General features: G+C 73.5%; 12 protein-coding genes. 3 read left to right on the top strand and 9 right to left on the bottom strand.

Translation table 11 applies throughout. From position 1 onward, the window contains the following. The first annotated feature begins 24 nt into the window (after positions 1-24). On the top strand, positions 25-1,119 hold the full coding sequence (locus AVW11_RS24260) for an alpha/beta hydrolase-fold protein (RefSeq protein ID WP_076045892.1): 1,095 nt from the start codon (positions 25-27) through the stop codon (positions 1,117-1,119). 172 nt (positions 1,120-1,291) lie between these two features. On the opposite strand, the gene AVW11_RS24265 is transcribed toward AVW11_RS24260, so the two are convergent. The 8 genes from AVW11_RS24265 to AVW11_RS24300 all read right to left on the bottom strand — a co-directional run bounded on the left by AVW11_RS24265 (position 1,292) and on the right by AVW11_RS24300 (position 21,543). Beyond that, positions 1,292-2,992 carry an ABC transporter ATP-binding protein gene (locus AVW11_RS24265; protein WP_076045902.1) on the bottom strand — a complete coding sequence of 567 codons (1,701 nt, stop codon included), beginning with the start codon at positions 2,990-2,992 and terminating at the stop codon, positions 1,292-1,294. Further along, a complete protein-coding gene (locus AVW11_RS24270; protein WP_076045894.1) occupies positions 2,979-14,021 on the bottom strand; it encodes a non-ribosomal peptide synthetase in 11,043 nt (3,680 codons plus the stop codon). The genes AVW11_RS24265 and AVW11_RS24270 overlap by 14 nt, the downstream gene beginning before the upstream one ends. Before the next feature lie 7 nt (positions 14,022-14,028). Beyond that, on the bottom strand, positions 14,029-15,882 hold the full coding sequence (locus AVW11_RS24275; RefSeq protein WP_079250762.1) for an ABC transporter ATP-binding protein: 1,854 nt from the start codon (positions 15,880-15,882) through the stop codon (positions 14,029-14,031). A 2-nt stretch (positions 15,883-15,884) separates the two neighbouring features. Continuing rightward, positions 15,885-16,943 carry an iron-siderophore ABC transporter substrate-binding protein gene (locus tag AVW11_RS24280; RefSeq protein WP_060177493.1) on the bottom strand — a complete coding sequence of 353 codons (1,059 nt, stop codon included), beginning with the start codon at positions 16,941-16,943 and terminating at the stop codon, positions 15,885-15,887. A 76-nt stretch (positions 16,944-17,019) separates the two neighbouring features. Then, positions 17,020-17,889: an ABC transporter ATP-binding protein gene (locus AVW11_RS24285; RefSeq protein ID WP_167389249.1), complete on the bottom strand. Its 870-nt coding sequence runs from the start codon at positions 17,887-17,889 to the stop codon at positions 17,020-17,022. A 44-nt stretch (positions 17,890-17,933) separates the two neighbouring features. Next, positions 17,934-19,070 carry a FecCD family ABC transporter permease gene (locus tag AVW11_RS24290; RefSeq protein ID WP_060177491.1) on the bottom strand — a complete coding sequence of 379 codons (1,137 nt, stop codon included), beginning with the start codon at positions 19,068-19,070 and terminating at the stop codon, positions 17,934-17,936. After that, on the bottom strand, positions 19,067-20,125 hold the full coding sequence (locus AVW11_RS24295) for a FecCD family ABC transporter permease (protein WP_060177600.1): 1,059 nt from the start codon (positions 20,123-20,125) through the stop codon (positions 19,067-19,069). The genes AVW11_RS24290 and AVW11_RS24295 overlap by 4 nt, the downstream gene beginning before the upstream one ends. Before the next feature lie 59 nt (positions 20,126-20,184). Next, complete coding sequence (locus tag AVW11_RS24300; protein ID WP_076045896.1) at positions 20,185-21,543, bottom strand: lysine N(6)-hydroxylase/L-ornithine N(5)-oxygenase family protein; 1,359 nt, start codon at positions 21,541-21,543, stop codon at positions 20,185-20,187. A gap of 274 nt (positions 21,544-21,817) precedes the next feature. Between AVW11_RS24300 and AVW11_RS24305 the strand changes: the two genes are divergently transcribed. Beyond that, positions 21,818-22,765 (top strand): methionyl-tRNA formyltransferase, encoded by a 948-nt coding sequence (locus AVW11_RS24305; protein WP_076045898.1) that lies wholly within the window; start codon positions 21,818-21,820, stop codon positions 22,763-22,765. Between the two features lie 303 nt (positions 22,766-23,068). On the opposite strand, the gene aceA is transcribed toward AVW11_RS24305, so the two are convergent. After that, on the bottom strand, positions 23,069-24,358 hold the full coding sequence (gene aceA / locus AVW11_RS24310; protein WP_060177488.1) for an isocitrate lyase: 1,290 nt from the start codon (positions 24,356-24,358) through the stop codon (positions 23,069-23,071). 390 nt (positions 24,359-24,748) lie between these two features. Here aceA and AVW11_RS24315 point away from each other — a divergent pair, with 390 nt between their 5' ends. After that, positions 24,749-26,155 (top strand): short-chain fatty acyl-CoA regulator family protein, encoded by a 1,407-nt coding sequence (locus AVW11_RS24315; protein ID WP_076045900.1) that lies wholly within the window; start codon positions 24,749-24,751, stop codon positions 26,153-26,155. The last annotated feature ends 81 nt before the right edge of the window (positions 26,156-26,236 follow it).

Below are 26,236 nucleotides of genomic sequence, written 5' to 3' on the forward strand. Positions count from 1 at the left end.
CTTGCCGCTCACAAGGAGACCCGCATGCGCCTGCCCGAGGACGCCTTCGCCGCGTACGGACTGCCCGGCGAGCCGGGTTCCGAAGGGTTCTGGGCGGCGGTGGGAACGCCCGCGTCCGTCCCGGCGGAGGGCGGCGGCTGGGCGACCCTGTTCCTGTGGCGCGGCTCTCCGGCGCGCATCGGCTTCGAAAGCTGGTCGCCACCGGTGGCGTTGGACCGGTGGGGCGGGACGGACTGCTGGTACGCGCAGGTCCGCATGCCCGCCCGGCTGCGGGTCACCTACCAGTTCCTCACGGACGGCGGGGCGTTCGCCGACCCGTTCAACCCGCTCGGCGCGGGCGGGGACCGGTCCATCGCCGCGACGCCGGACGCGCCGGTCCAACCGCACTGGCCCGTCCTCGGGGCCGGCGCCGACCAGGTGCTGCCCCTGCCGAGCACCCGGCTGCGCTGGACGAGCGGACGCCTCGGCGGGCGGCGCACCGTACGGGTCCACCCGGCGGGCGGCGGCGGACCGGTGGTCCTGCTGCTCGACGGGGACGACTGGCTGTACCTGCACCCGGCGATGACGGCGTTCGACGCGGCCGTCGCGGCCGGCGACCTGCCGCCCGTCACCCTCGTCTTCCTGCCGACCAGGGACCGGGAGGGCGAGTTCGGGTGTCGGCCCGGGCTGTGGGAGGCCGTACGGGACGAACTGCTGCCGCTGGTCGCGCAGACGGGCCTGCCCGCGGACCCGGACCGCCTGGTGGTCGCCGGGCAGAGCCTCGGCGGGCTGAGCGCGATGTACGCGGCGGTGGAGTTCCCGGACCTGGTGTCCCGGGTCGCCTGCCAGTCCCCGTCGTTGTGGTGGGCGCCCGGCGCGGCGGACCTCGCGGACCCCTTGGCCGGCCCGCTCGGCGGCGCCGTCGCGGCGCGCCTGCGCGAGCGCGTGGACCTGTCGGGGCTGCGGGTCGCCTTCGACGTGGGGGAACACGAGACGCGGATGCTGCCTCACTGCGCCTACGTCGAGACCCTGGCCGCCCAGGCAGGCGCGACCGTGCGCGTGTCACGCTCCCCGTCGGGCCACGACCGCGCGTCCTGGCGCCACGCCCTCCTCAGGGACGTCGCGTGGGCTCTGGGCTGAGAGCCCGCGGTGCGCGGCCCGTGGGCGGGGGCCCACCGGGCGCGCGCAGAGCACCGACGCCGGTTTCGGGAAGTTCACCGGCGCCTGCCGGGTGGCGCTCACCCGGACGGAATCCGGGCCGCCCGCTCGCGCCGGTCTCTCCGGCCGCCCCTGCGCGGGCCGACCCGCCCGCTCATCTCGCCACCGCCAGGCAGTAGTCCTGGTCGGTGGCGAGCAGGTTGCGGTGGGTGTCCTCGGCGGTGATCACGCCGTCGTCCAGGACGAGGACCCGGTCGGCGGCGTCCAGGAGGGCCGGGCTGCTCGTGATCACGAGGGTGGTCCGGCCCCGGCGCAGCCGCGCGATGTTGCGCGCGATGAGCTGTTCGGTGACGGCGTCGACGGCCGTCGTCGGATCGTGCAGGACGAGGACGTCGCTGTCGGCGGCCAGGGCCCTGGCCAGGGACAGCCGTTGGCGCTGGCCGCCGGAGAGGTTCGCGCCGCGGTCGCGCACGGGGTGGTCGAGTCCCTCCCGGTGGAGGGCGACGACATCGGTCAGCATGGACGCCTCGACTGCCTCGGGGACCAGCCGGCTGCGGCCCGACGGGTCGATGTTCGTGCGGAGCGTGCCCGCGAAGATCTCCGCGTCGTACGGGTTCACCAGCATGTGCTCGCGGACCGCCTCCACCGACAGCTCGGCGACCTCCCGCCCGCCGACCCGTACCGCTCCCTCGTAGAGGTGGGGCGGGACCTTCACGGCCAGGACCGCGGCGAGGTCGGCGGCGGCGCGCGGCCGGTAGGCGGCGATCGCCGTGAACCCGCCCGCCGGGACGTGGAACCTCAGGCCGCGCAGGGCGCCGTGGCGGATGCCGTCGACCTCCAGGCCGCCGCCGGCGGCAGGCCGCCGCGTCCCCGGTACCGCGACCGGTGGCGCGGTCAGCACCAGCGCCATCCGCTCGGCCGACGCCCGCGCCATCATCACGTACTTGGGCATGTCCGAGAACATCTTGAGCGGTTCCATGATGAACTGCGCCAGCCCCACGGCCATGACGAGTTCGCCGACGGTGATGCGGCCGTCGAACGCCAGCCAGCCCGCCGTCAGCGTGACCGTGACGGCCAGGGCCGAGTTGAGGGCCGCGGCCGTGCCCGCGTACGCGCCGTTCACCCCGGCCACGGTCACCGCCTGGCGCTTCGCCTCGGTGCTGACCCTCCGGTAGGACCCGAAGGCGGCGTGGTTGCCGCCGAAGCCGTGCAGCGGGCGCAGGCCGGTGATCAGGTCGGCCACCTTCGCGCCCGCCCGGGCCACCCGGGCCTGCTGCTCGCGCGTACTGGAGCCGATCCGCCGGGACATCACCGACAGGACCGACAGGATCGCGACGGTGCCGACGATCACCAGCAGGCCGAGCCTGAGGTCCGCGAGCCCGAGCGCCACGGCGGCCACCAGCACCGCGATCAGCGAGCTGATCAGCAGCGGCACCACCTCGATGATGTCGGCCGTCTGGTCGGCGTCCTCGGTGGCGATGGTCAGCACCTCGCCGGACTTGAGGCCGACGTCACGGGCCACGGGCTGGAGGCCGCAGTCGGCGACCCGCACCCGCCAGCGGTGCGCCTCGGTCGTGTTGGCCTTCTGCAGGATGCGCATGCCGAAGCGCCACGACAGCGACACCGTCGTGATGATCACGGCCAGCGCGGCGATCGACAGCATCAGGGCGCCGGGGCTGCGGTCCCGCATCGTGTGCTCGACGATCAGGCCGAGCGCGATGGGAAAGGCGGTCTCGCCGGCCTGGTAGAGGCCCATGAGGACTGTGCCCCAGGCCATGGCGCCGACGTTGCGGCGCAGGGCGGTGCGCAGGATGTCGGACCCCGAGCGGGGCCGCTGCGTGTCAGGAGTTGTCATCGAGGTGGCGGGCAATCGCTTCCGGGGTGCGCAGGGTGAACAGATCACGGATCGTGATCACTGGACCGTACTGCCGGCGGAGCAGCCCGATCAGCCGCACCGCCAGCATGGAGTGTCCGCCGAGGGACATGAAGTCGCTCACCGCGCTCACCTCGTCGTCGTCCAGGTCCAGGGCCTCGGCGAAGAACCCGCAGACGGCGGTCTCGGTCCCGGTGCGCGGGCCGCGCTCCCCCGCCGTGGTCAGCGCGCCCAGCGGCCGGGCCTCGGGCAGTGCCTTGGTGTCGGCCTTGCCGTTCACCGTCAGCGGGATGGCATCGACCTGGGCGAAGTGGGTCGGGCGCAGGAAGTCCGGCAGCGCGGAGCCCACTTCGGCCGCGATCGTCGCCAGGTCCCCGCCGCCGTCCAGCACGAGGTAGGCCGCCAGCCGGTACGCGCCGTCGACCTGCGGGTCGGGCTGGGCGACGGCGGCGGCGAACCGGACCTGCGGGTGGGCCGTGAACGCGGCCTCCACCTCGCCCGGTTCGACGCGGTGTCCGCGGATCTTGACCTGCTGGTCGGTGCGGCCCAGGTACGCCAGATGGCCGTCGGGCCGGCGCGCCACCAGGTCGCCGGTGCGGTACATGCGCTCGCCGGGCCCGCCGAACGGGCAGGCGACGAAGCGGTGCGCGGTCTGGGCGGCCTGGCCGAGGTAGCCGCGCGCGATGCCGACGCCCGCCACGTACAGCTCGCCGGGGACCCCGTCGGGCAGGGGCCGCAGCCACGGGTCCAGGACGTACACGTCGGTGTTGTCGATGGCCACGCCCACCACCGGGTCCTCGCATTCGAAGGTGCCGACGCCGAGGGTGTTGATCGTGTACTCGGTGGGTCCGTACAGGTTGTAGCCTGCGGTTCCCTCGGTCCGGGCGAGCCGCTGCCACAGCGCGGGGGTGACGGCCTCGCCGCCGAGGAGGACGAGGGCGGGCCGCCGGCCGGGGTCGTCGAGCAGGCCCTCGGCCACCAGCTGCTGGGCGTAGGTGGGGGTCACGTTGATGACGTCGATCCCCTGCCCGAGGCAGTACTCGACCAGCCGGGGGGCGTCGCGGCGCAGTTCCTCGTCGCAGATGTGCACCTCGTGGCCGTCGGCGAGCCACAGCAGTTCCTCCCACGACATGTCGAAGGCGAAGGACACGGTGTGCGCGATCCGGAAGATCCGGTGGCCGTGTTCCGCCAGCACCGGCTCGAAGATCCGACGCTGGTGGTTGATCAGCATGTTGGTCAGGCCCGCGTACTCGGTCACCACGCCCTTGGGCCTGCCGGTCGATCCGGAGGTGTAGATCGTGTACGCGCAGTGCCGCAGGCGGTGCGGGTCGTCGGGGGCGAAGGTGGTGAAGGGCGCGGCGTCGGGGAGGGGCCGGTCCAGCTCGATCAGGTCGCCGGGCAGCCGGCGCAGCCGGGGTGACACGGCGGCGACGGTGAGGATCACCTCCGGGCGGGCGTCCGCGACGATCGCGGCGATCCGCTCGTCGGGGTGGTCCAGCTCCAGCGGCACGTACGCGGCGCCCGTGCGCAGGACGGCGAACAGGGCCACGATCGAGTCGAGGGAGCGGGGGACGGCGAGGCCCACGGTGGTCTCGGGGCCGATGCCGCGTCCGGCGAGGACGCCTGCCACGGCGCGGCTGCGGTCGCGCAGGTCGCCGAAGGTCATGGTGTGTCCGCGGGCGACGAGCGCGGTCCGGCCGGGGTGGCGGTCGGCCGCCCGGTCGAACCGGTCGACGACGGTGTCCGTGCCGACGTCGGTGCGTGCGGCGGGCCGGGGCGGCGGGGCGAGGCCCGGCAGGGCGCCCACCGGTCCCGTGGCGCGGGCGAGTTCGTCGAGCAGGCGCAGGTAGTCGTCCAGGAGGTGCCGGGCCGCCGGGGTGTCGTGGTCGCGGTACTCCAGTTTGACGGTGAGCCGGTCGCCGGGGGTGACCACCCAGGTGTACGGGTAGTGGGTGGAGTCGTCCGCGCGGACGGCGGTGATGCCGTGGCGGGCGTTCATCTCGGCGAAGGCGTCCATGTCCAGGAAGTTCTGCAGCACGAAGAGGTTGTCGAAGAGCGTGTCGTGTCCGCCGGCCCGCTGGATCTCGCCGAGCCCGATGTGCTCGTGCTCCATCGCCTCGACCCGGTCGGCCTGCACGGCCGACAGGTACGCGCGCACGCTGTCGCCCGGCCGTACCCGGGTCCACTGGGGCACGGTGTTGAGCAGGACGCCGACGATGCCGGACAGGCCTTCGCCCTCGCGGCCGGAGACGGTGACGCCGAACACGGCGTCGCCGCGGCCCGTACGGGCGCCCAGCAGCAGGCCGAAGGCGCCGGTCAGCACGGAGTTCAGGGTGACGCCGTGGCTGCGGGCGGCGTCCCGCAGCCGCTGCGACCGCTCCGAGGACAGCGTGTGCACCAGGGTGCGGGGCAGGCCGTCGGCGAGGGCCGGGGCAGGTCCGGCCAGCAGGGTCGGGCCGGGCAGGCCCGTCAGGTGCCGGGCCCAGAACCGTTCGGCCGCCGCCGGGTCCTTGGCGGCGAGCGCCCGGGCGTGGTCCTCGAAGCTCGGGGAGGCCGGGGCCGGCGGCGTCAGGGTGCCCGCGAGGGCCGCCTCGTAGGCGTCGAAGAGGTCGCGGAGCACGATCTCCCGGGACCAGCCGTCCCACAGCAGGAGGTGGTAGCTCAGCAGCAGGCCGTCGCGTCCGTCGGGCCGGCGCACGACGGTCAGCCGGATCAGCGGCGGCCGGCCCGTGTCGAACCCGGTATCGCGGTCGCGGGCCAGCAGGTCGTCGACCTCCGCGTCCGTCGTGAGGTCGAGCGTGCGGACGCCGACGCGGCGGCCGGCCGCGAGGACCTGTACGGCGTTGCCGTCGTCGTCGGTGGCGAAGCCGGCGCCCACCGCCGGGTGGCGGGCGATCACCCAGGCCATCGCCTCGGCCAGGGCGCCGGTGTCCAGCCGCCGGTCGAAGGTGAACCAGCTCTGTGCGACGTAGTGTCCGGCCGGTCCGGCCAGCTGGGCCTGGTAGAACAGGCCGCGTTGGAGGGGGGTGACCGGTGCGGTGCGCTCGGCGGTCGCCGCGGTCCGCGCGATGTGTTCCAGGGCGTCGCGCCAGTGCCCGGTGATCTCGTCGGGGACGCCCTCGGCGAGGGTGAACACGGCGTGCAGGCCGCCGGTGGCCGCGTCCGTCCAGGCGTTCACCTCCACGGCGTAGGGGGTGCTGTCCCGGTCGCCGCCGGTGATGTGCAGGGCGCGCGACTCGTCGCCCCTGCCGAGGTAGTTGAACAGCACCTGCGGGTGGGTGTCGAGCAGCGGGGCCGTCTGCGGGTCGAGGTAGCGCAGGCGGCCGTAGGCGAGGTGGGCGCGCTCGTCCGGCCGCCGTGCGGCGACTTCGCGGGCCGCGGCCACGGGGTCGGTGTGCGCGGTGAGCCGCACGGGTGCGACGGAGGTGAACCAGCCGACGGTACGGGTGTAGTCGTGGTGCGGCAGGATCGGGTCGCGGCCGTGCCGCTCCAGGTCGACCGCGAGGTCGGTGGGCGCGGCCTGGACACGGGTCAGCGCGGTGCGCAGCGCGCCGCACAGCAGCTCGGTGAGGCCGACGCCGAGTGCGGCGGGCGCGGTGCGGGTGACGAGGTCGCCGACGTGGGGCGGGAGGACGACGGTGGTGTCGCGCGGCGCCCGGACGGCGGGCAGCAGCGGGGGCGCCTGGAGCGTGGTGATCCAGTGCCCGAGCCCGGCGTCGGCCGGGTGGGTCGAGGGGGCCGCCACGGCCCGGGCGTACTCGGCGTAGGGGGTGGTCGGCGGCGCCGGGGGCGTGCCGCGCAGGGCCGCGCTCAGGTCGTCCAGCAGGATCAGCCAGGACACCGTGTCGACGGCGAGGTGGTGCACGGCGACCACGAGGGTGCGGGTGGCCTCCAGCCATGTGAACGCGACGACGTCCCCGGCCTCGGGGTCGAGGCGTCCGGCGGCCTCGTCGGCCGCGGCGGCCGGGTCGGTGGTGTCGGCGCGTACGACGTCCACCTCGCGGGCGGGTTCGGTGCGCAGGGCCCACACGCCGTGCTCGACGCTCAGCCGCAGCCGCAGGGCCGGGTGTGCGGCCACGACGGCGTTCGCGGCCCGCTCCGCGTCGGCGAATGCGGTGCCCTCGTCCGCGGCCACCGCCCGGGCCTGGGCGAACCGGGCGAGCGAGCCGCCCAGGCTGCGCCGGCGCAGGATGATGGGGGTCGGGGCCAGCGGGCCGTCCTGGTGGGCGGCGGGTGTGGCGGCGGGTGCGGGCCTCGCGGCCCGCGGTGCGGTCGCCGCCAGGTGTGCGGCGAGGGCGCGCGGTGTCCTGAACAGGAACACGTCCCGCGGCGTGATCGCGAGGCCGAGGGAACGGGCCCGGTTGACGACGGTGATGGCGAGGATGCTGTCACCGCCCGCCCGGAAGAAGTCGCAGTCCGCGTCCACGGCGGCGGTGGGCAGGGCCGCGGTGAAGATGGCGACCAGTGCCGTGACGGCGGTGCCGGGCGCCACCGGCGGCGCGTCCAGCTCCGCGCCCGCCGCACCCGCCCGCTCGGCCTGCTCGGCCCGCTCGGCCCGCTCGGCCCGCTCGGCCCGCTCGGCCTGTTCGGCCTGTTCGGCGAGGGCCTTGCGGTCCAGCTTGCCGTTGACCGTGAGCGGCAGGGCGTCGACCCGCAGTACCCGGGCGGGCACCATGTGCGCGGGAAGTTTCGACGCCAGCGGGACGGCGAGGTCGCCCGGCGGGCGGCCCACGACGTGCGCGACGAGGTGGTCGCCGCTGCCGGCCACCGTGACGGCCGCGTCGACGACGCCGTCGAGTTCCCTGATCGCGGCCTCCACCTCGGCCGGCTCGATGCGGAATCCCTTGAGCTGCACCTGGTCGTCGGCGCGGCCGGTGAACTCCAGCTCGCCGTCGAGCGTGCGGCGGGCGAGGTCGCCGGTGTGGTACATGCGGGAGCCGTCGCCCGCGAACGGGTCGGCCACGAACCGGCCGGCGGTGAGCGCCGGCCGGTTCAGGTAGCCGAGCGAGACCTGGGCGCCCGCGACGTAGATCGCGCCCACCCGGCCCGGCGGCACCGGCCGGAGCCGGTCGTCGAGCAGATAGACGGCCAGGCCGGGGATCGGACCGCCGATCGGGCTGGCGTCGCCGCGGTCGAAGTCCTCGTCGGTCAGGACCCGGTGGGTGACGTGGACGGTGGTCTCGGTGATGCCGTACATGTTGACGAGCTGGGGCGAGGCGGTGCCGTGCCGCTCGACCCAGCCGCGCAGCCGTCCAAGGTCCAGCGCCTCGCCCCCGAGGACGACCCGGCGCAGTGCGGGCAGCGGCTCGCCGGCGTGCCGGTCGGCCTCGATGAACTGGTGGAAGGCGGAAGGGGTCTGGTTGAGCACCGTGACCGAGCGTTCGCGCACGAGCCGGTGGAAGTCGACCGGGGAGCGGGTCAGCGCGTACTCCGGCACCAGCAGCTCGCCGCCGTGGACCAGGGCGCCCCACAGCTCCCAGACCGCGAAGTCGAAGGAGTACGAGTGGAACTGCACCCACACGTCGTGCGGGCCGAAGTCCATGTCGGGGCGGGTGTTGGCGAGCAGGGCCACCACGCTGGAGTGCGGGACGACGACGCCCTTGGGCCGGCCGGTGGAGCCGGAGGTGTAGATGACGTACGCCGGGTCCCGCGGGCCGGCCGCGGACGTGGCGGGCACCGCGGTGGCCCGCGGCAGCCGCTCCCCCTGGACCAGCACACGGGCGGGGACGCCCGCCCGGGCCAGCAGCCGCGTGAAGCGGTCCCGCTGCTCGGGGGCGACGAGGACGACCTGCGCAGCCGCGTCGGCGAGGACGTACTCCAGGCGGCTGTCCGGGTAGGCCGGGTCGAGCGGTACGTAGGCTCCGCCCGCGGTGACGACGGCGACCAGGGCGACGACCTGTTCCAGGGAGCGCGGCACGGCGACGGCGACGCGTTCTCCCGGCCCGACGCCGGCGGCGCGCAGGGCGGCGGCCAGTGCGTCGCGGGCCGCGGACAGTTCGCCGTAGGTCAGCGAGCGGGTGGCGCCGTCGAGGGCGCACTGGGTGACGGCGGTGGCCTGCGGGTCCCGGCGGGCGGCGGCGTCGAAGAGGGCGCCGAGGGTGGCCGGGGCGGCGGGGGCCGGCGCCGCGGTCCGTGCCGGGCGGCGGGCGCCGTCGGGTGCCAGGTCCTCCACCAGATCGCCGACGAGGTCCGCGACCAGGGCCTCCGGCCGGGTGAGGAGGGCGGTGAGGGTCCGGGTGAAGGCCGACAGGAACGTGCGCGCGCTGGCCTCCCGCAGGAGGGCGCCGTCGTGGACCAGGTTGAAGCGGGGCCGGCCGTCCACGGTGCGTTCCACCACGAGGGTCAGCGGGTAGTGCGGCGCGCCCTCGTTGACGATGCCGGTGATGAACAGCGAGTGGCCGGGTTCCCGCAGGGCGGCGGTGTCGGTCGCGACGTCGAAGACCACGAGGGTGTCGAACAGCGGGCCCGCACCGGCGTGGCGGCTGATGCGCGCCAACGAGACGTGCTGGTGGGGCAGGACGGCGCTCTGGTGCTCGCGCACCGAGGCGAGCAGGTCGCGGGCGGTGGTGGCGGCGGTCCACCGGGCCCGCACGGGGATGGTGTTGATGAAGAGCCCGACCATGTCCTCGATGCCGGGCACGTCGGCGTCGCGCCCGGACACCGTGGAGCCGAAGACGACGTCCCGGTCGTGCAGGAGGCCGCCGAGGGCCAGCGCCCAGGCGCTGTGCACGGCGACACTGAGGGGCACCCCGGCCGAGCGGACCGCCTCGTCGAGGTCGCCGTCGGCTTCCACGGCCGCGTCGGCGAACCGGTCCGACGGTGTGTGTCCTTCGGCGACCAGCGAGGGGCCGGGCAGGCCGGCGAGCTGTTCGCGCCACACCCGGTCGCTGTCGTGCTCGTCGCGTCCGGCGAGCCGGCGCACGTAGTCGGGGAAGCCGCCGACCGGGTGCACGGTGCCGGGCGCGTGGTATTCGGCGAGCAGCGCGCGGAGCATCGGCGGCACCGACCAGCCGTCGGCGATGATGTGGTGCACGGTCTGGACCAGGACGGTCCGGTCGGCTCCCGCCCGGATCAGCGTGTACCGCATGAGGGGGCCGGCGGCCAGGTCGAATCCGGCGCGGCGGTCGCGTTCGGCGTGGTCGCGGATCTCCTCGTCGGTGATGCCGGGCCGGTCCAGGACGGTGAAGGGGGCGCGTACGCCGCTGTCGAGCACGGAGACGACGCGGCCGTCGGCGAGGGGCACGAAGCGGGCGGCGAGGTTGGGGAAGAGCGCGAGCAGGCGGGTGGCCGCGGCCGCGAGCCGGTCGGCGTCGATCTCTCCCGCGAGGGTGAGCAGTTGCTGTTCGACGTAGGTGCCGGCGGAGTCGTCGTCGAAGACGGAGTGGAAGTACAGGCCTTCCTGGAGGGGGGTCATCGGCAGGACGTCGTGCAGGTCCGGGCCGTCGAGTTCGTCGACGTCGGCCTGGGTGAGGGCGACCAGGTCGAAGTCGCCGGGAGAGTGACCGCCGGTGTCGAGTGCGGCGATCGCGGCCAGGGTTCGGCGGAAGTACGCGCCGATGGCCGCGATGTCCTCGTCGGTGAAGAGTCCGTCGGGCCAGGAGATGGTGGTGGCCAGTTCGTAGGCGCCGGTGGGGCCGGGCTCGGCGATGGCGTTGAACTCCAGGGCGCGCGGCAGGCGCATCCGCGGGTCCCGCCTCTCCCCCAAGTGTGCTGTGGCGCGGCTGAGTTCCCAGTCCCGGGCGGAACCTGCGCCGAAGCGGCCGAGGTAGTTGAAGAGCACCTGGGGTGCGGGCGCGTCGAACCGGTCGCCGGCCAGGTGGCGCAGGACTCCGTAGGAGAGGCCGCCCCGGGGGACGCGGGCGAGGTCTTCCTTGACGGCCTTGAGGGCCGCGGTCAGGTAGGCGGGGTCGCCGAGGTCGGCGGCCGTGCCGGGGTCGACGGTGACGGGGAACAGGGTGGTGAACCAGCCGACGGTCCGGGACAGTTCCGGTTCGAAGCCGGTGCCGTCCGCCACGAAGCGGGCTTCGCGGCCGTGGCCCTCCAGTTCGATGTGGGCGAAGGTCTGGTCCTGGCCGAGGTCGCGGCGCCGGCGGGCGAGCGTGACGGCGAGCGCGGTCAGCAGTACGTCGTTGACGCCCGCGTGGAATGCGGCGGGGACGTCGCCGAGCAGGGCGGCCGTGACGTCGGGGTCGACGCGGACGGTCGTCGTCCGCTCCCGGGCGACGGTGTCGGACGCATCGAGCGCGCGCCGGCCCAGTGGTGCGTCCGTCCCCGGCAGGGCGCGCCGGAAGTGGGCGCGGTCGTCGCTGAACGGGGCGCGCTCCAGCAGCTGGGTCCAGCGGCGGAACGAGGTGCCCACCGCGGGCAGTCGGACCGGTGCTCCGGCGGAGTACTGCTGCCAGGCGGTGGCGAGGTCCTCCATCAGGATCCGCCAGGACACGCCGTCGATCACCACGTGGTGGGCGACGAGGACGAGCTGCCGGGCGTCGCGGCGCCACACGGCGCGCAGCATGACGCCGCCGTCGGGGTCGAGTGCCTCGGTGGCGAGCGTGACGCACTCGTCGAGCGGCCGGTCGCTCTCCTGCCACCCGGCGGCGGTGCGGTCCCCGGGGGCGGGGACGTCGAAGCCCCAGCGGTCGCCGCGGACGAGCCGGGCGCGCAGCATGTCGTGGCGTTCGACGAGGGCGGAGAGGATCGTGTCGAGGGCGACGGAGGTCAGGTCCGCGGGGGTGTTCACCACCACGGACTGCACGAAGCCGTCGACCGCGTCGGTGGCCTCGCCGAGCCAGCGCACGATGGGCGAGCCGGTGACGGGACCGGTCGCGATGTCGTCGTGGTCCTCGGCGGCGGTGTCGGCGGGGGTCGCCACCGCGGCCAGCGCGCCGATCACGCTGTGGGTGAAGATCTGCCGGGGTGTGACGTGCAGGCCCGCCCTGCGCAGCGCGCCGAGCAGTGAGATGGCGAGCAGGCTGTCGCCGCCGAGCCGGAAGAAGTCCTGGTCGACGCCGACCCGGTCCAGTCGCAGGAGCGTCGCGACCGCCGCGCACACGTGGCGCTCGTTGTCGGTGACGGGCGGGGCGAGCGGGCCGGCGCCGGACGAGGACGCGGGCTCCGGCAGCGCGCCGCGGTCGAGCTTGCCGTTGGCGGTGAGCGGGAACTCCGCCATGACGACGACGCGGGCGGGCACCATGTAGTCCACCATGTGCGCGGTGGCCCAGTCCCGGACCTCCTCCGCCCGCAGGTCTTCGCTGCCCGCCGCCGGGATCACGTAGCCCACCAGGTAGGTGCCGCCGGCCGTGTTCTGCCGGGCGACGACGCAGCTGTGCCGCACCTGCGGGTGCTCCGCGAGGCCGGCCTCCACGTCCTCGATCTCCAGCCGCATGCCGCGGATCTTGATCTGGTTGTCGGCCCGGCCGAGGAAGTCCAGCGATCCGTCGGGCGCGTACCGGGCCAGGTCACCGGTCCGGTACAGCCGTGAGCCGTCCGCGGCGAAGGGGTTGGCGACGAACCGGGAGGCGGTCAGGCCGGGGGCGCCGGCGTATCCGCGGCCCAGGAGGAACCCGCCGACGTACAGTTCGCCGCCGACGCCGACGGGAACCGGGCGCAGCTCGTCGTCGAGGACGTAGAGCTGGGTGTTGGGGTTGGCCCTGCCGATGGACGTGGACAGGCGTTCCGCGGCGCCCCGGTAGATGACGTGGGAGACGCCGATCGTCGTCTCGGCCGGGCCGTAGCCGTGGTACATGGGTATGTCGAGCCGGGTGCGGAAGCGCTCGTACAGTTCGGGGGTCAGTACCTCGCCGCCGCACCAGACGTGCCGCAGGCTGTCCAGTCGGCCGGAGTCGCCCGCGATCTCCAGCAGCACGTCCAGCATGGACGACACCAGGTAGGTGAAGGTGACGCGCTGTTCGGCGATCACGCTCAGGAGGTGGTGCGGGTCGCGTTCGCCGCCGGGCCGCAGGACGACCAGCCTGCCGCCGGAGACCAGCGGCAGGAAGATCTCGTTGATGGAGATGTCGAAGGACAGCGGCGCCTTGAACAGCGAGGCGTCGTCGTGGCCGAAGCCCAGGATCTCCTCGACCTGCCACAGCAGGCGCTCGCTGATCGCCTCGTGGCGGATCATCGCGCCCTTGGGCCGGCCGGTGGAACCGGAGGTGAAGATCACGTAGGCGAGGGAGTCGCCGGGGGTGGTGATGCCGGTGTCCCCGCCGGGGTGGGATCCGTGGCGCCAGTCGTCGAGGTCGACGGCGACGGCGGCGGGTTCGCCCGGGGTGTGTTCGCCCGAGCCGTTGAGCTGGAGCACGACGCCGGCGTCCTCGATGACGACGGCCCTGCGGGCGGCGGGCCACTGCGGGTCGAGCGGTACGAACGCGGCGCCCGCCCGGAGTACGCCGAGGAGTGCGACGACCATGTCGGCGGAGCGGTCCAGGGAGATGCCGACGACCTGTTCGGCGGTGATGCCGCGTTCGAGGAGGTGGTGGGCCAGCTGGCCGGAGAGTTCGGCGATCCGGCCGTACGTCAGGGAGCGGCGCTCGTCGACGACGGCGACGGCGTCGGGGCGCTTGCGGGCCTGCTCGCGGAACATCTCCACGACGGTCGGGCGGATCCGGTCCGCGCCGGTGTCGTTCCACTCGGCCAGGGTCTCGATGCGCGCCGCCACGCTGGAGGGGGCGATGGTGCCGAGGGGCCGGTCGGGGAAGTCGGCCAGGTCGTCGAGGGCGAGCTGCGCCTCGGCCGGTAAGACTCCTTCCGGGACGGCGATGCTGCGGGCGTCCGCGCCGACCTCCCAGCCGGCCGCGCCGGCGCCGCCGTCGGCGACCCGTCCGAGGACGTCGGCGAAGAGGGTGGCGGGGGTGAGTTCCATGCCGTCGGGGCTGCGGCCCGTCGCCCAGTAGGCCAGCCCGATCGAGCAGGCCGCGGCGATGGTCCGGTCGCAGTGGTCGCCCGTTCGCCGGCGCACTCCGGCCAGGCGTCCGGGAGAAAGCCGCACGAGACGAGCGGTCGGTTCCGTCATCGAAGACTCAACGCCCCTTCGGTGTCCGCGGGTCGCCCGCCCGGCTGCGGGTGGGGCGGGCCCAGGCCGTGTCCTGACTTCCCTCGCGCCAGGCGCGCCACAGTTGTGCGTAGCGGCCGCCCAGGGCGACCAGTTCCTTGTGCGTGCCGTGCTCGACGACGCGTCCCGCGTCGAGCACGGCGATCCGGTCCGCCGCCATGGCCTGTGTCAGCCGGTGCGCGACGAACAGCGTGGTGCGGCCGGCGCACGCGGCGAGCACGGCCCGCTCCAGCTCGGCCGCGCCCTCGCTGCCCGCCTCCGCCGTGGACTCGTCGAGCACCACCACGGGTGAGCGGGCCAGGAGCAGCCGGGCGAGCGCGATCTGGGCCACCTTGGTGACGTCCAGACGCTCGCCGCCCTCCCCGACGGGGGTGTGCAGGCCGGCGGGCAGCGCGTCCACCCAGCCGTCGGCGCCGACGGTGCGCAGGGCGTCGGCCAGTTCGGCGTCCGTCGCCTGCGGTGCGGCCAGCCTCAGGTCGTCGGCGAGCGGACCGGAGAACACGTGCGTCTCCTGCGTCAGGATGCTCACCAGCGCCCGCGCGCCGGCCTCGTCCAGCCCGGCGAGGTCGGTCCCGCCGATGCGCACCGATCCGGCCTGCGGGGTGCCGATGCCCGCGATCAGCGCGGCCAGCGTCGACTTGCCGGCGCCCGTCGCCCCGACGAGGGCGAGCGAACCGCCGGCCGGGATGGCCAGGTCGACGTCCTGGAGGACCGGCTGCTCGGTGCCGGGGTAGCTGAAGGTCAGGCCCTTCACGGCCACGGGGTACGGCGCGTCGGCCGCCGGCGCGTCGGCCGGGGTGCCGACCAGGCGGTCCTCGGCGTCCTCCCCGAGCACTCCGACCAGCCGGGTCAGGCTCGCGCCCGACTTCTGTGCCTCGTCGAAGGTGAACATGATGGAGCCGAGCGGGGTGAACAGCCGGTGGAAGAGCAGCGGGGCCGCCGAGACCTCGCCGAGGGTGGCGGCGTCGGCCTCCAGCAGGGCGTACCCCACCACGATGATGAGGACGAGTCCGATGAACTCGGCGCGGTTCTCGCGGCCGACGAACCGGCCGAAGAGCCGGAACACCTCGATGCCGAGCTCGCGGACCCGCCACGACTCGGTGGTGACCTTCTCCCGGACCGCGCCTTCCAGTCGGTAGGCGCGGACCGTGTCGATCCCGTTCAGGCCGCTGATCAGCGCCTGGGCGCGGTCGGCCTGGACGGCCCGCTGCTGCTTGTAGAGCGGGGCGGAGCGGGGCAGGTACCAGCGCAGGGCGAACGCGTACGCGGGCAGTGCGCCGGCTCCTGCCAGACCGAGCCGCCAGTCGAGGCCGAACATGCCGAGCGTGGCGATGACGACGAGCACGCCCGCCGAGAACACGGTGGGGACGGCCGTGCGGATGCCGCGGGAGAGCACGGCGACGTCGTCGCCGACGCGGGACAGCACGTCTCCCCGGCCGACCTGTTCGATCCGGGCGCTGGGCATTGCCAGCACCGCCCGGACGGCGCCCTCCCGGAGCCTGGCGAGGAGGTCCGCGCCGAGCCGCCCGACCAGGTAGGTGGACAGGGCGGTGGCCGCCGCGCCGAGCAGCGCGGCGGCCGCCATCCACACGCCCGTGGTGACCAGGACCGAGCGCGGTCCGCCGGCGACCACTGCGTCGACGACCCGGCCGAGCAGGAGCAGCGGGAGTACCTGGAGCGCCGCCCCGGCCACCGTGGTCAGGATGGCGGTGGCCGTCAGCCAGGGCACCTCCCGGCAGTGCGCGGCCACCCAGCGGGCGGCCTCGCGTCCGGTCGTGGTGCGCAGGGTGGCCTGGGCGGCGGGCGTGTCCGTGGCGCTCACACTCAGCCGGCCGACTTGACGAGTTCGTCGATCGCGTACGGCAGGGAGAGCAGGGTGCCCTGGGACATGGCCGCGCCGACGGCGGGGCCCTCGCTGTCCAGGAGGTAGGAGACCTTGCCGTTCTTGACCGCGTTGAGGTTGGTGAACAGCTCGAACTTCTTCAGTGCTTCCTGGTCCGCCTTGTCGGCGATGACGAAGATGCGGTCGACGTCGACGAGGTCCATGCGCTCCGGGGAGAGCGTGGTGTAGAACTTGCCGCCGGCGATCTTGTCGATCTCGGTCTGGCCCTTGTAGCCGATGCCGGTGACCAGTCGGCCGCGTACGTCGGTGGTGGTGAAGGGGGCGACCGAGTCCTTGTACCAGGACAGTGCGACGGCGGTCTGGTTCGCGAAGTCGGGGTGGGCCTTCTTGGCCGCGTCGAGCTTGTCCTGGATGCCCTTGACCAGTTCGGTCCCCTTGGCCTCCTGGCCCAGGGCCTTGGCGATGTGGACGGCGTTGTCCTGCCAGGGGGCGCTGAACGGCTCCTTCTCGGCCTTGGTCCGGCCCACCGTCGGGGCGATCTTGGTGAGCTTCTCGTAGCCGGCCTGGTCGATCTCGGAGTAGACCGCGATGATCAGATCCGGCCGCAGGGCGGCGATCTTCTCGTAGTTCGGGCCCGCGTCGCCGTTGTTCATGACGACCTCGGGGCGGGCGTCGCCCCACTTGTCCTTCGTCCAGGGCCACTGGGTGTTGATGTCGGGGCTCGTGCCGGGCGGGTTGGGGTACTGGTCGACCATGCCCACCGGCTTGATGCCGAGGGCGAGGACGGCCTGGTCGTCGGTGTAGCCGACGGAGACGACCCGCTCGGGGGCCTTGTCGATCTTCGTGGTTCCGAAGGCGTGCTCCACCGTGACCGGGAAGGTCCCGGCCGCGGCGGCCGGGGCGTCATCGCTCTTCTTCGCGGCCGGGTCCGCCGGGTCGGATCCGCAGCCGGCCAGGAGGCCCACCCCGAGCGCGGCGGCGGACACCGTCGCCGTGATCCGCGCCCAGGGATGCGTGACTGTCGTTCGATGGAGAAGCATCCGCAATCCCTTGCTTTCGTGCTGTCCATTGCGCCCCCGGCCGAGGGCAGGCACACAGTAGCGCGCTCAAGTGAGGCTAGCCTAGCCTTACTTGAACCGTATCTTTGTCCATCCGATCGGGCCGCACGTGGGCCCGGCCGATCGGCACGATCAGGGGCCTGTCCCCCACCGGGTCGTCGATCACCTCGGCCCGCAGACCGAAGGCTTCCCGCAGCAGATCGGCGGTGATGACGTCGCGCGGGTGCCCCTGCGCGAGGATCGCCCCCGCCTTCATCACGATGAGGTTGTCGCTGTAACGGGTGGCGAGATTCAGGTCGTGCAGGACGAGGACCACCGTGCACCCGGACTCGTGGAGGTCGTCCACCAGGTCGAGTACGTCGATGGCGTGCGCCAGGTCCAGGTACGTGGTCGGCTCGTCGAGCAGCAGCAGGTCGGTGCCCTGGGCCAGGGTCATGGAGATCCACACGCGTTGGCGCTGGCCGCCGGAGAGCGCGTCGACGGGGCGGTCGGCCAGGTCGGACACCCCGGTCATGGCCAGCGCCCGCTCCACGACGGCGGCGTCGTCCGACGACCACTGCCGCAGCCAGCTCTGGTGCGGATGCCGGCCCCTGGCGACCAGGTCGGCCACCGTGAGCCCCTCCGGCGCCACCGGGGCCTGCGGCAGCAGGCCGAGCTTCTTGGCCACGTCCCTGGTCCGGAGCCTGGCGATGTCGTCGCCGTCGAGGACGACGGACCCCCGGACCGGCTTGAGCAGCCGCGACAGGGTCCGCAGCAGGGTCGACTTCCCGCAGCCGTTGGCGCCGATGATCGTGGTGATCACCCGGGGCGGGACGGACACGTCGAGGCCGTCGATGACGATCCGGCCCCCGTACCCGACCGTGATCCCCCTGGCCGCCAGCCGTGCGGTGTCCCCACCCCCGGCCGCGCTCCCGGTGAGGTGTTCCATGGCCACGCTCCCCCTTGGTTCCTGCCTGCCCGAACATGTCTCGATCAGCGAAGATTGGCCCGCACCAGGAGGTAGACGAGGAAGGGGCCGCCGATCGCGGCGGTGACCACGCCGACCGGCAGGGTGATCGGCAGCGCCGTACGCGCGACCAGGTCCGCGCCGACCAGCAGCAGGGCCCCGGTCAGGCCCGAGGCCGCCAACGGCGGTGTCGGACACCTCGTCAGGCGCATCGCCACCTGCGGTGCCACCAGCGCGACGAAGGAGACCGGCCCGGCCGCGCTCACCGCGACCCCGGCCAGCAGCACCGCGCACAGCAGCAGGACGGCGCGCACCACCGTGTGGCGGACGCCCAGGCCCGCGGCCACGTCGTCGCCGAGGTGCAGCGGCTTGAACTGGAACGCGACGGCCGCCACGACGACGGTGAGGGCGAGCGTGCACCAGAGTGCCACCCGCACGTCGTCCCAGGAGCGGTTGTCCAGGGAGCCGATCAGCCAGGCCTGCGCCCGGGCCACGTCCCTGATGTCGGCGGTCACCAGCAGCCAGGTCGTGACGGCCTCCATCACCGCGCTCACGCAGAGGCCGATGAGGATGAGCCGGAAGCCGTCGATCCCGCGCCGCCACGCCAGGACGTACACGAGCAGGCCCGTGCCGAGACCACCCGCAAGAGCTGCACCCGACAGCCCCACGGAGTTGACGACGGCCGTGGCGGTCCCGCCCGACACCGTCACCAGGAACACCGCGACCGCGCCGGCGCCCCAGGTGATCCCAAGGATGTCGGGGCTGGCCAGCGGGTTGCGCGCGATGGACTGGGTGATCGCCCCCGACACGCCCAGGGCGACGCCCACGACGCACCCGGCCAGGGCGCGGGGCATCCGCAGGTCCATGATCACGAACTCGTCGACCTGCTCGCCCCGGCCCAGGATCGTGGAGATCACCTGGGGCAGGGCGATGGGGAAGTCCCCGACGCCGATGGACAGGCAGAAGGCGAGGAACGCCGCCGCCGCCAGCAGGAGCGTGACGCCGGCGAGCCACGGCCGCCAGACGAACGACACCCGGCCGAGCCGGACGCCCGGGGCCACCGACGGCTTCCCCCGGGCCCGCTCCACGTCGCTCACGTCCGCTGCGGTCACGTTCACGCCGGTCACGTTCACGCCGGTCCCGTCCATGTCGGCCCCGTTCATGCGCTCTTGAACTTCCCACGCCACACCAGGGCCGCGAAGAAGGGGGCGCCGAGGAGCGCCACGACGACACCCGCGTCCAGCTCGCCCGGCCGCACCACCAGGCGCCCGACGATGTCGCAGACCAGCAGCACGACGGCGCCGAGGAAACCTGCGCAGGGCACGAGCCAGCGGTAGTCCGGCCCGGTCAGGTGGCGGGCCATGTGGGCCACCATGAGGCCCAGGAACGCGATGGAGCCGCACGCCGCCGTCGCGGCGCCCGCCAGCAGGGTGATGGCGACGATGCCGAGGGTCCGGTGCAGGGCGATGTTGACGCCGAGGCCCCGGGCGACGTCGTCGCCCAGGTTGAGGAGGTTGAGGGCGGGCAGCGTGGTCAGCGCCAGCAGCAGGCCGGCCGCGACGAAAGCGGTCACCGGCCAGATGACGCCGAATCCGACGCCGGCCACCGAGCCCGCGTTCCAGAAGCGCAGCGCGTTCAGCGACGCCTTGTCGGACAGCGCGACCGCCGTCGTCATGGCGGCGAGGAACACGGTGACCCCCTGTCCGGCCAGCGCGAGGGTCAGCGGGTTGCCGGCTCCGCGGCCGATGCTGGCGAGCCCGAACACGAGGACGCCCGCGACCGCCGCCCCGGCGAAGGCGAACCAGACGTACTGGAACGGGTTCGCGAAGCCGAGGACGGCGATCACCGAGACGACGGCGAAGGAGGCGCCCGCGTTCACTCCCAGCAGGCCGGTGTCGGCGATCGGGTTGCGCGTGTACCCCTGGATCAGCGCCCCCGCGACCCCGAGGGCAGCCCCGGCCACGGTGGCGAGCACCGTGCGGGGGACCCGTACCGTCTGCACGATGAGCCGGATCTCCGTCAGCCGGTGGTCGGCGCTCGGCCCGGCCGTCAGCCCGTACCAGACCTCGGACGGGCTGAGCCCGCGCGCACCGACGCCCAACGACACCACCATCGCGGCCAGGAGGATCGACACCAGCGCGATCGAACCGACGACGCGCCGCTTGCGCACCCGCGCCGTGCCCAGGGGCGCGGGGCGTTCCACTGCAATCGTGACCATGTCGCCGTACGTCATCCCTTCGGAACACCGGTGGACGGAGCCGGTGGCATCGGCGCCGGTCAGCGGGCGGCCGCGCTGCCGGCGTCCCCGGCGAGCGAACGGGCCTCGTCGGAACCGGACTTCAGGCCGCGCCCGAGGAGCGAGTCGAGGATCTCGCCGACCCTGACAGCGGTGTTGGACAGCAGGGAGGAGGTGATGCCGTGGGTGTGCTCCGTCCCGCCCTGCACGTAGATCCCACAGCGCAGGGCGGGGTCGGTCGCGACGCGGTAGTCGCGCCGGACCCGCACGCGCCCCTCGTCGTCGCGCAGGCACCGCTCGGCGGCCTCACCGAGCAGGCCGAGGGGGTCGGCGGGGCGGTACCCGGTCGCGAAGACCACGACGTCCGCGTCCAGCGGGGTCTCCTCACCCGTGACGAGGGACTGCACGGTCGCGCGGACACCCGCCGGGGTCTCCCGGACGCCGGTCAGCCGGGAGACGTTGAGGAAGCGGAGGCGCTCGGTGCCCAGGACCTTCTCCTGGTACATCTGGCGGTACAGGTCGTCGATCAGGTCGATGTCCACCACGGAGTAGTTGGTGTTGCCGTGGTAGTCCATGAGCCGGCGCTTGACGTCCTCGGGCGCGGCGAAGAACTCGCCCACGGCATCCGGGTCGAAGATCCGGTTGGCGAAGCCGCTGTCGTCGGCGGGGCTGTACCCGTAGCGGGAGAAGACGGCGCAGACCTCGGCCTTCGGGAAACGGCGGTGCAGGTAGGCGACGTTCTCGGCGGCGCTCTGCCCGGCGCCGACGACGACGAACCGGGAGGGGGCGGCGGCGTCCAGGCCCTCGACCTTCGTCAGCAGGTCGCAGTTGTGCCAGACGCGGTCGGTGCGCTCGACACCGTCCGGCATGACGGGGCGCAGGCCCGTGCCTATGACGACGTTGCGGGCCCGGTGGAGGGCGAGCCCCTCCCCGGACCGGACCGTGACGTCCAGGTGTTCCACCACCGCGTCACGGACGACGGGCGTGACGCCGACGACCTCGTGGCCGTAGGAGACCATGCCGTCGACCTTGCCCGCGGCCCATTCGAAGTAGTCGTGGAACTCCACGCGCAGCGGGAAGAGGTTCTTGTGGTTGATGAAGTCGATCAGCCGTCCCTTGCTCTTGAGGTAGCACAGGAAGCTGAACTCGCTCGCCGGGTTCCGCAGCGTCACCAGGTCCTTGAGGAAGCTCACCTGCATGGTCGCGTCGTCGATGAGCATCCCGCGGTGCCAGCCGAAGCGCGGCTGCTGTTCGAAGAAGTGGGCGCTGACCGCTTCCTGTCCGCCGACGCGTGAGTTGTGCTCGCTGACCGCGATGGCCATGGCCACGTTGGACGGCCCGAAGCCGATTCCGATGAGGTCGTGGACCGCCGGGGCTTCGCCAGGACGAACCTGTGCCATGTCACTCCCATCCTGCGAGGGCGGCCGCCGCGCCGTGGGGACGCGCGGCCGTGGGTCGCGCGACCGCCGAGCACGCAAATCGGGCATGGCGACGAAGCCGCGACCATGAGACTTAGGCAAGGCTAAGCTCATTCGGAGGAGGCTGTCGATAGGCAAAGCGGACGGTCACCCGTCTGGGTGATCTCCAACTCCCTTGCAAATAGGGGTCATTGCACGCTTAGGCAAGCCTTGCTTTACTCGACATGGCCAACCGCCTGCCCCGAGGAGGAACCCCATGCGGGTCGTCATGTTCGGTTACCAGACCTGGGGCCACCGCACCCTGCAAGCCCTCCTGGACTCCGAGCACGACGTGGTCCTGGTCGTGACGCACCCCAAGAGCGAGCACGTCTACGAGAAGATCTGGAGCGACTCCGTCGCCGACCTCGCGCAGGAGCACGGGGTCCCGGTACTGCTGCGCAACCGGCCCGACGACGACGAGTTGTCGGCGCGCCTGAAGGAGGCGGACCCGGACATCATCGTGGCGAACAACTGGCGGACCTGGCTCCCGCCGCGCGTCTTCAACCTCCCGCGCCACGGCACCCTGAACGTGCACGACTCGCTGCTGCCGAAGTACGCCGGCTTCTCGCCCCTGATCTGGGCACTGATCAACGGCGAGACCGAGGTGGGTGTCACCGCGCACATGATGAACGACGAGCTCGACGCCGGCGACATCGTGCGGCAGGAGGTCGTGCCGGTCGGGCCGAAGGACACCGCCACCGACCTCTTCCACCGCACCGTCGACCTCATCGCTCCGGTCACGGTCGGCGCGCTCGACATCATCGCCTCCGGCCGGCGGGAGTTCGTCCGCCAGGACCGCTCGCAGGCCAGCTTCTTCCACAAGCGCTCCGTCGAGGACAGCCGCATCGACTGGAACTGGTCCGCGCAGGAGCTGGACCGCCTGGTCCGCGCCCAGTCCGAGCCGTACCCGAGCGCCTTCACCTTCCACCGGGGCAGGCGGATCGAGGTCCTGGCCGCCTTCGTGTCCCAGGGCCGGTACGGCGGCACACCCGGCCGCGTCTTCTACCGCGAGGGCGACGGCGTGGTGATCGTCGCGGGCGCCGACGCCCGTTACGGCCGCAACCACGGGCTGGCCATCACCCGGGTGCGGACCGAGGACGGCCGCGAGCTGCCCGCGGCCGAGTACTTCACCTCCATGGGCGGATACCTGACCGCGCGCCCCTGACCGCGCGCCCCTACGCGCCCCCTGAGCACGGGCTCCTCCGACGCGCCGACGCCCCGGACGGGGGTGCGGCGGACACTACCCCGCCGCACCCCCGCTCACCGCGCGCCCCCGGGCCCCTCAGCCCGGCGGCGGACCGGGCCCCTCATCGGCCCGGCCGTATGTGGGGAACCCGCGGCCGCTCCTGCGGCCCAGCAGTCCCGCCCGCGCCCCCCGCGACAGCAGCGGGGCGGGGCGTAGAAGGGTCCCTTGAACCCGTCGTGGACGGGATTCGGCGAGGGCGGCCACGGCGTCCGGGCCGACCGGCTAGTGGAACTGCTCTTCCTCGGTGGAGCCGGCGAGGGCAGTGGTGGAGGAGGCCGGGTTGACGGCGGTGGCGACGAGGTCGAAGTAGCCCGTGCCGACCTCCCGCTGGTGCCTGACCGCGGTGAACCCGTGCTGCTGGGCGGCGAACTCGCGCTCCTGGAGGTCGACATAGGCCGTCATGCCGTGGTCGGCGTAACCGCGGGCCAGGTCGAACATGCCGTGGTTGAGGGAGTGGAAGCCGGCCAGGGTGATGAACTGGAACTTGTAGCCCATGGCGCCGAGTTCGCGCTGGAACTTGGCGATCCGGTCGTCGTCGAGGGCGGCCTTCCAGTTGAAGGAGGGCGAGCAGTTGTAGGCCAGCATCTTCTCCGGGAACTCCGCGTGGAGGGCCTCGGCGAACTCGCGGGCCTGGGCGAGGTCCGGGGTGCCGGTCTCCACCCAGATGAGGTCGGCGTACGGGGCGTAGGCGAGGCCGCGGGCGATGACCGGGGCCATGCCGTTGCGTACGCGGTAGAAGCCCTCGGCGGTGCGCTCCCCGGTGGTGAACCGCGCGTCCCGTTCGTCGACGTCGCTCGTCAGCAGGGTGGCCGCCAACGCGTCCGTGCGGGCGATGATCAGCGTCGGGGTGTCCGCGATGTCGGCGGCGAGGCGGGCCGCGTTGAGGGTGCGGACGTGCTGCGAGGTCGGGACGAGGACCTTGCCGCCGAGGTGGCCGCACTTCTTCTCGGAGGCGAGCTGGTCCTCGTAGTGGATGCCGGCCGCGCCCGCCGCGATCATCGCCTTCGTCAGCTCGAAGGCGTTGAGCGGGCCGCCGAAGCCGGCCTCGGCGTCCGCGACGATCGGCGCCAGCCAGTCCGTCGCGTCGCCGCCGCCCTCGGCGGTGGCGATCTGGTCGGCGCGCAGCAGGGCGTTGTTGATGCGGCGGACCACCTGCGGGACGGAGTTGACGGGGTACAGGCTCTGGTCGGGGTAGGTGTGGCCGGCCTGGTTGGCATCCGCAGCCACCTGCCAGCCGGAGAGGTAGACGGCCTGGAGGCCCGCGCGGACCTGCTGCACGGCCTGCCCGCCGGTCAGCGCGCCGAGGGCGTGGACGTAGTCCAGTTCGTGGAGCTGCCTCCACAGCCGCTCGGCGCCGCGTCGGGCCAGGGTGTGCTCCTCCCGGACACTGCCGGAGAGCCGCACCACGTCCTCGGCGGTGTAGGTGCGCTCGATGCCCGCCCATCGCGGGTCGCCGGACCAGCGCTGCTCGAGCTGCTGTGCCGCTGCCGTGGTCGCTTTCGCGTCTGCCATGACCGTCACCGTCTCCGTGAGTCGCCTGAGCTGCCAATGCTGTCGCCGGGCACGGCAGGGCATTGGCACTGTGTGCCTGAGTCTTGGGTAGCGGCCGCCGGATCCCACCGTGGGGTGGAGCTGAGCAATGCGCCGGGCAGTCGAGTTCGGGCTGCCGGGATCTCCGACATCAGGGCGTGAATCGCGCCCCGACCGTCCGTCTCGGCCACCTGGGTCCGGCGGGCCGCACGACGACTCTGTCACTGGCACCCCGTGCCATCAAGGAGTGCCGTTTGCCAAGTTCTGCGAATCTTCCGGCGGTCTTCTGCCACGTTTGCAAAGGTCGTCGACGGTGCGGTGGCGCGTACTGTGGAGCCCGGCCGAGGGGGCCGTGTGAGGGGAGGGGTGCGGGTGGGCAAGACGTACGCGGGGGCGCGCCTGCGGCGGCTGCGCGAGGAGCGCCGGATGAGCCAGGCGGAACTGGCCAGGGTCCTCGGCATCTCGCCCAGCTACCTCAACCAGATGGAGCACGAGTCGCGTCCGCTGACGGTCCCCGTGCTGCTCCGGCTGACCGAGGCCTTCGGCGTCGACCCCGGCTTCTTCTCCGAGCGCGACACCGGCCGGCTCGTGGCCGACCTGCGCGAGGCCCTCGCCGGAGAGGTCGCCGAGGCCCGCGTGTCGCCCTCGGACCTCGCGGAGCTGGCCCGGCGGATGCCGGCCGTCGCGTCCGTGCTCCTGGAGCTGGGCCGGCGCAGCCAACTGCTCGCGGAGCGGCTGGCGGAGACGGCGGACGGCAGGGACGGAGCCGACGGTGGGGCACCGCGCTCGCCCCACGAGGAGATCCGCGAGTTCTTCTACCGGCGGCAGAACTACCTGCACGACACCGACCTGGCCGCCGAGGACCTCGCCCGGGAGATCGGCATCCGGCGGGGCGACGTGCTGCGCGTGCTGGCGGACCGGCTCGCCGGCCGGCACGGGGTCCGGCTGGCGGCCGGCTCCGACCGCCTCCACCGTTTCGACGCGAGGGCGCGTGTCCTGCACCTGTCCGGGCGGCTGCGGCCGGGCCAGCAGGCGTTCCGGATGGCCACCCAGCTCGCCCTGCTGGAGTACGGGGCGGAGCTGGACCGGCTGGCCGCCGAGGACTTCCCGCAGGACTCCCCCGCCCACGGCCTGGCCCGGATCGGCATCGCGAACTACTTCGCGGCGGCGCTGGTCCTTCCGTACGGCACCTTCCACACGACCGCCGAGGAGTTCCGGTACGACATCGAGCGGCTCGCGGACCACTTCGGCCTCGGCTACGAGACCGTCTGCCACCGCCTCAGCACCCTGCAACGTCCCAGGCTGCGGGGGGTGCCCTTCTCCTTCGTACGCGTCGACCGGGCGGGGAACATGTCCAAGCGGCAGTCCGCCACCGGATTCCACTTCTCCCGGGCGGGCGGCACCTGCCCGCTGTGGAACGTCTACGAGGCCTTCGTCGCGCCCGGCCGTGTCCACGTCCAGGTCGCCGCCATGCCCGACGGGCAGCGGTACCTGTGGACCGCGCGCGCCGTGACCCGCCACCGCGGCGGGTGGGGCGAGCCCGGCAAGACCTTCTCGATCGGCCTCGGCTGCGAGATCCGGCACGCCTCGCGGCTGGTCTACTCCGACGGCCTCGACCTCGGCAACGCCTCCGCCGCGACCCCCATCGGCATGGGCTGCCGCCTGTGCGAACGGCTCGACTGCCCCCAGCGGGCGGTGCCGCCGCTCGGCCGCGTCCTGGCGGTCGACGAGAACAGCAGCACCTTCGTCCCCTACCCCGTGGCCCCGGAGAAGGGCTGAGGGACCGACCCGCCGGGGCCCGGAGGCAGACCCCGCCGATCCCCACGGAAATCCGCGGGGATCGGCGGGAACCGGGCGGGG

Origin of the sequence: Streptomyces amritsarensis (genome assembly GCF_001953875.1) — a bacterium.
GTDB classification, from domain to species: domain Bacteria; phylum Actinomycetota; class Actinomycetes; order Streptomycetales; family Streptomycetaceae; genus Streptomyces; species Streptomyces amritsarensis.

Coding starts and splice junctions, on each gene's coding strand:
- AVW11_RS24305 (WP_076045898.1), top strand. CDS start 21,818: ATGCGGGTCGTCATGTTCGGTTACCAGACCTGGGGCCACCGCACCCTG.
- AVW11_RS24270 (WP_076045894.1), bottom strand. CDS start 14,021: ATGACGGAACCGACCGCTCGTCTCGTGCGGCTTTCTCCCGGACGCCTG.
- aceA (WP_060177488.1), bottom strand. CDS start 24,358: ATGGCAGACGCGAAAGCGACCACGGCAGCGGCACAGCAGCTCGAGCAG.
- AVW11_RS24300 (WP_076045896.1), bottom strand. CDS start 21,543: ATGGCACAGGTTCGTCCTGGCGAAGCCCCGGCGGTCCACGACCTCATC.
- AVW11_RS24260 (WP_076045892.1), top strand. CDS start 25: ATGCGCCTGCCCGAGGACGCCTTCGCCGCGTACGGACTGCCCGGCGAG.
- AVW11_RS24265 (WP_076045902.1), bottom strand. CDS start 2,992: ATGACAACTCCTGACACGCAGCGGCCCCGCTCGGGGTCCGACATCCTG.
- AVW11_RS24285 (WP_167389249.1), bottom strand. CDS start 17,889: ATGGAACACCTCACCGGGAGCGCGGCCGGGGGTGGGGACACCGCACGG.
- AVW11_RS24295 (WP_060177600.1), bottom strand. CDS start 20,125: ATGGTCACGATTGCAGTGGAACGCCCCGCGCCCCTGGGCACGGCGCGG.
- AVW11_RS24280 (WP_060177493.1), bottom strand. CDS start 16,943: ATGCTTCTCCATCGAACGACAGTCACGCATCCCTGGGCGCGGATCACG.
- AVW11_RS24290 (WP_060177491.1), bottom strand. CDS start 19,070: ATGAACGGGGCCGACATGGACGGGACCGGCGTGAACGTGACCGGCGTG.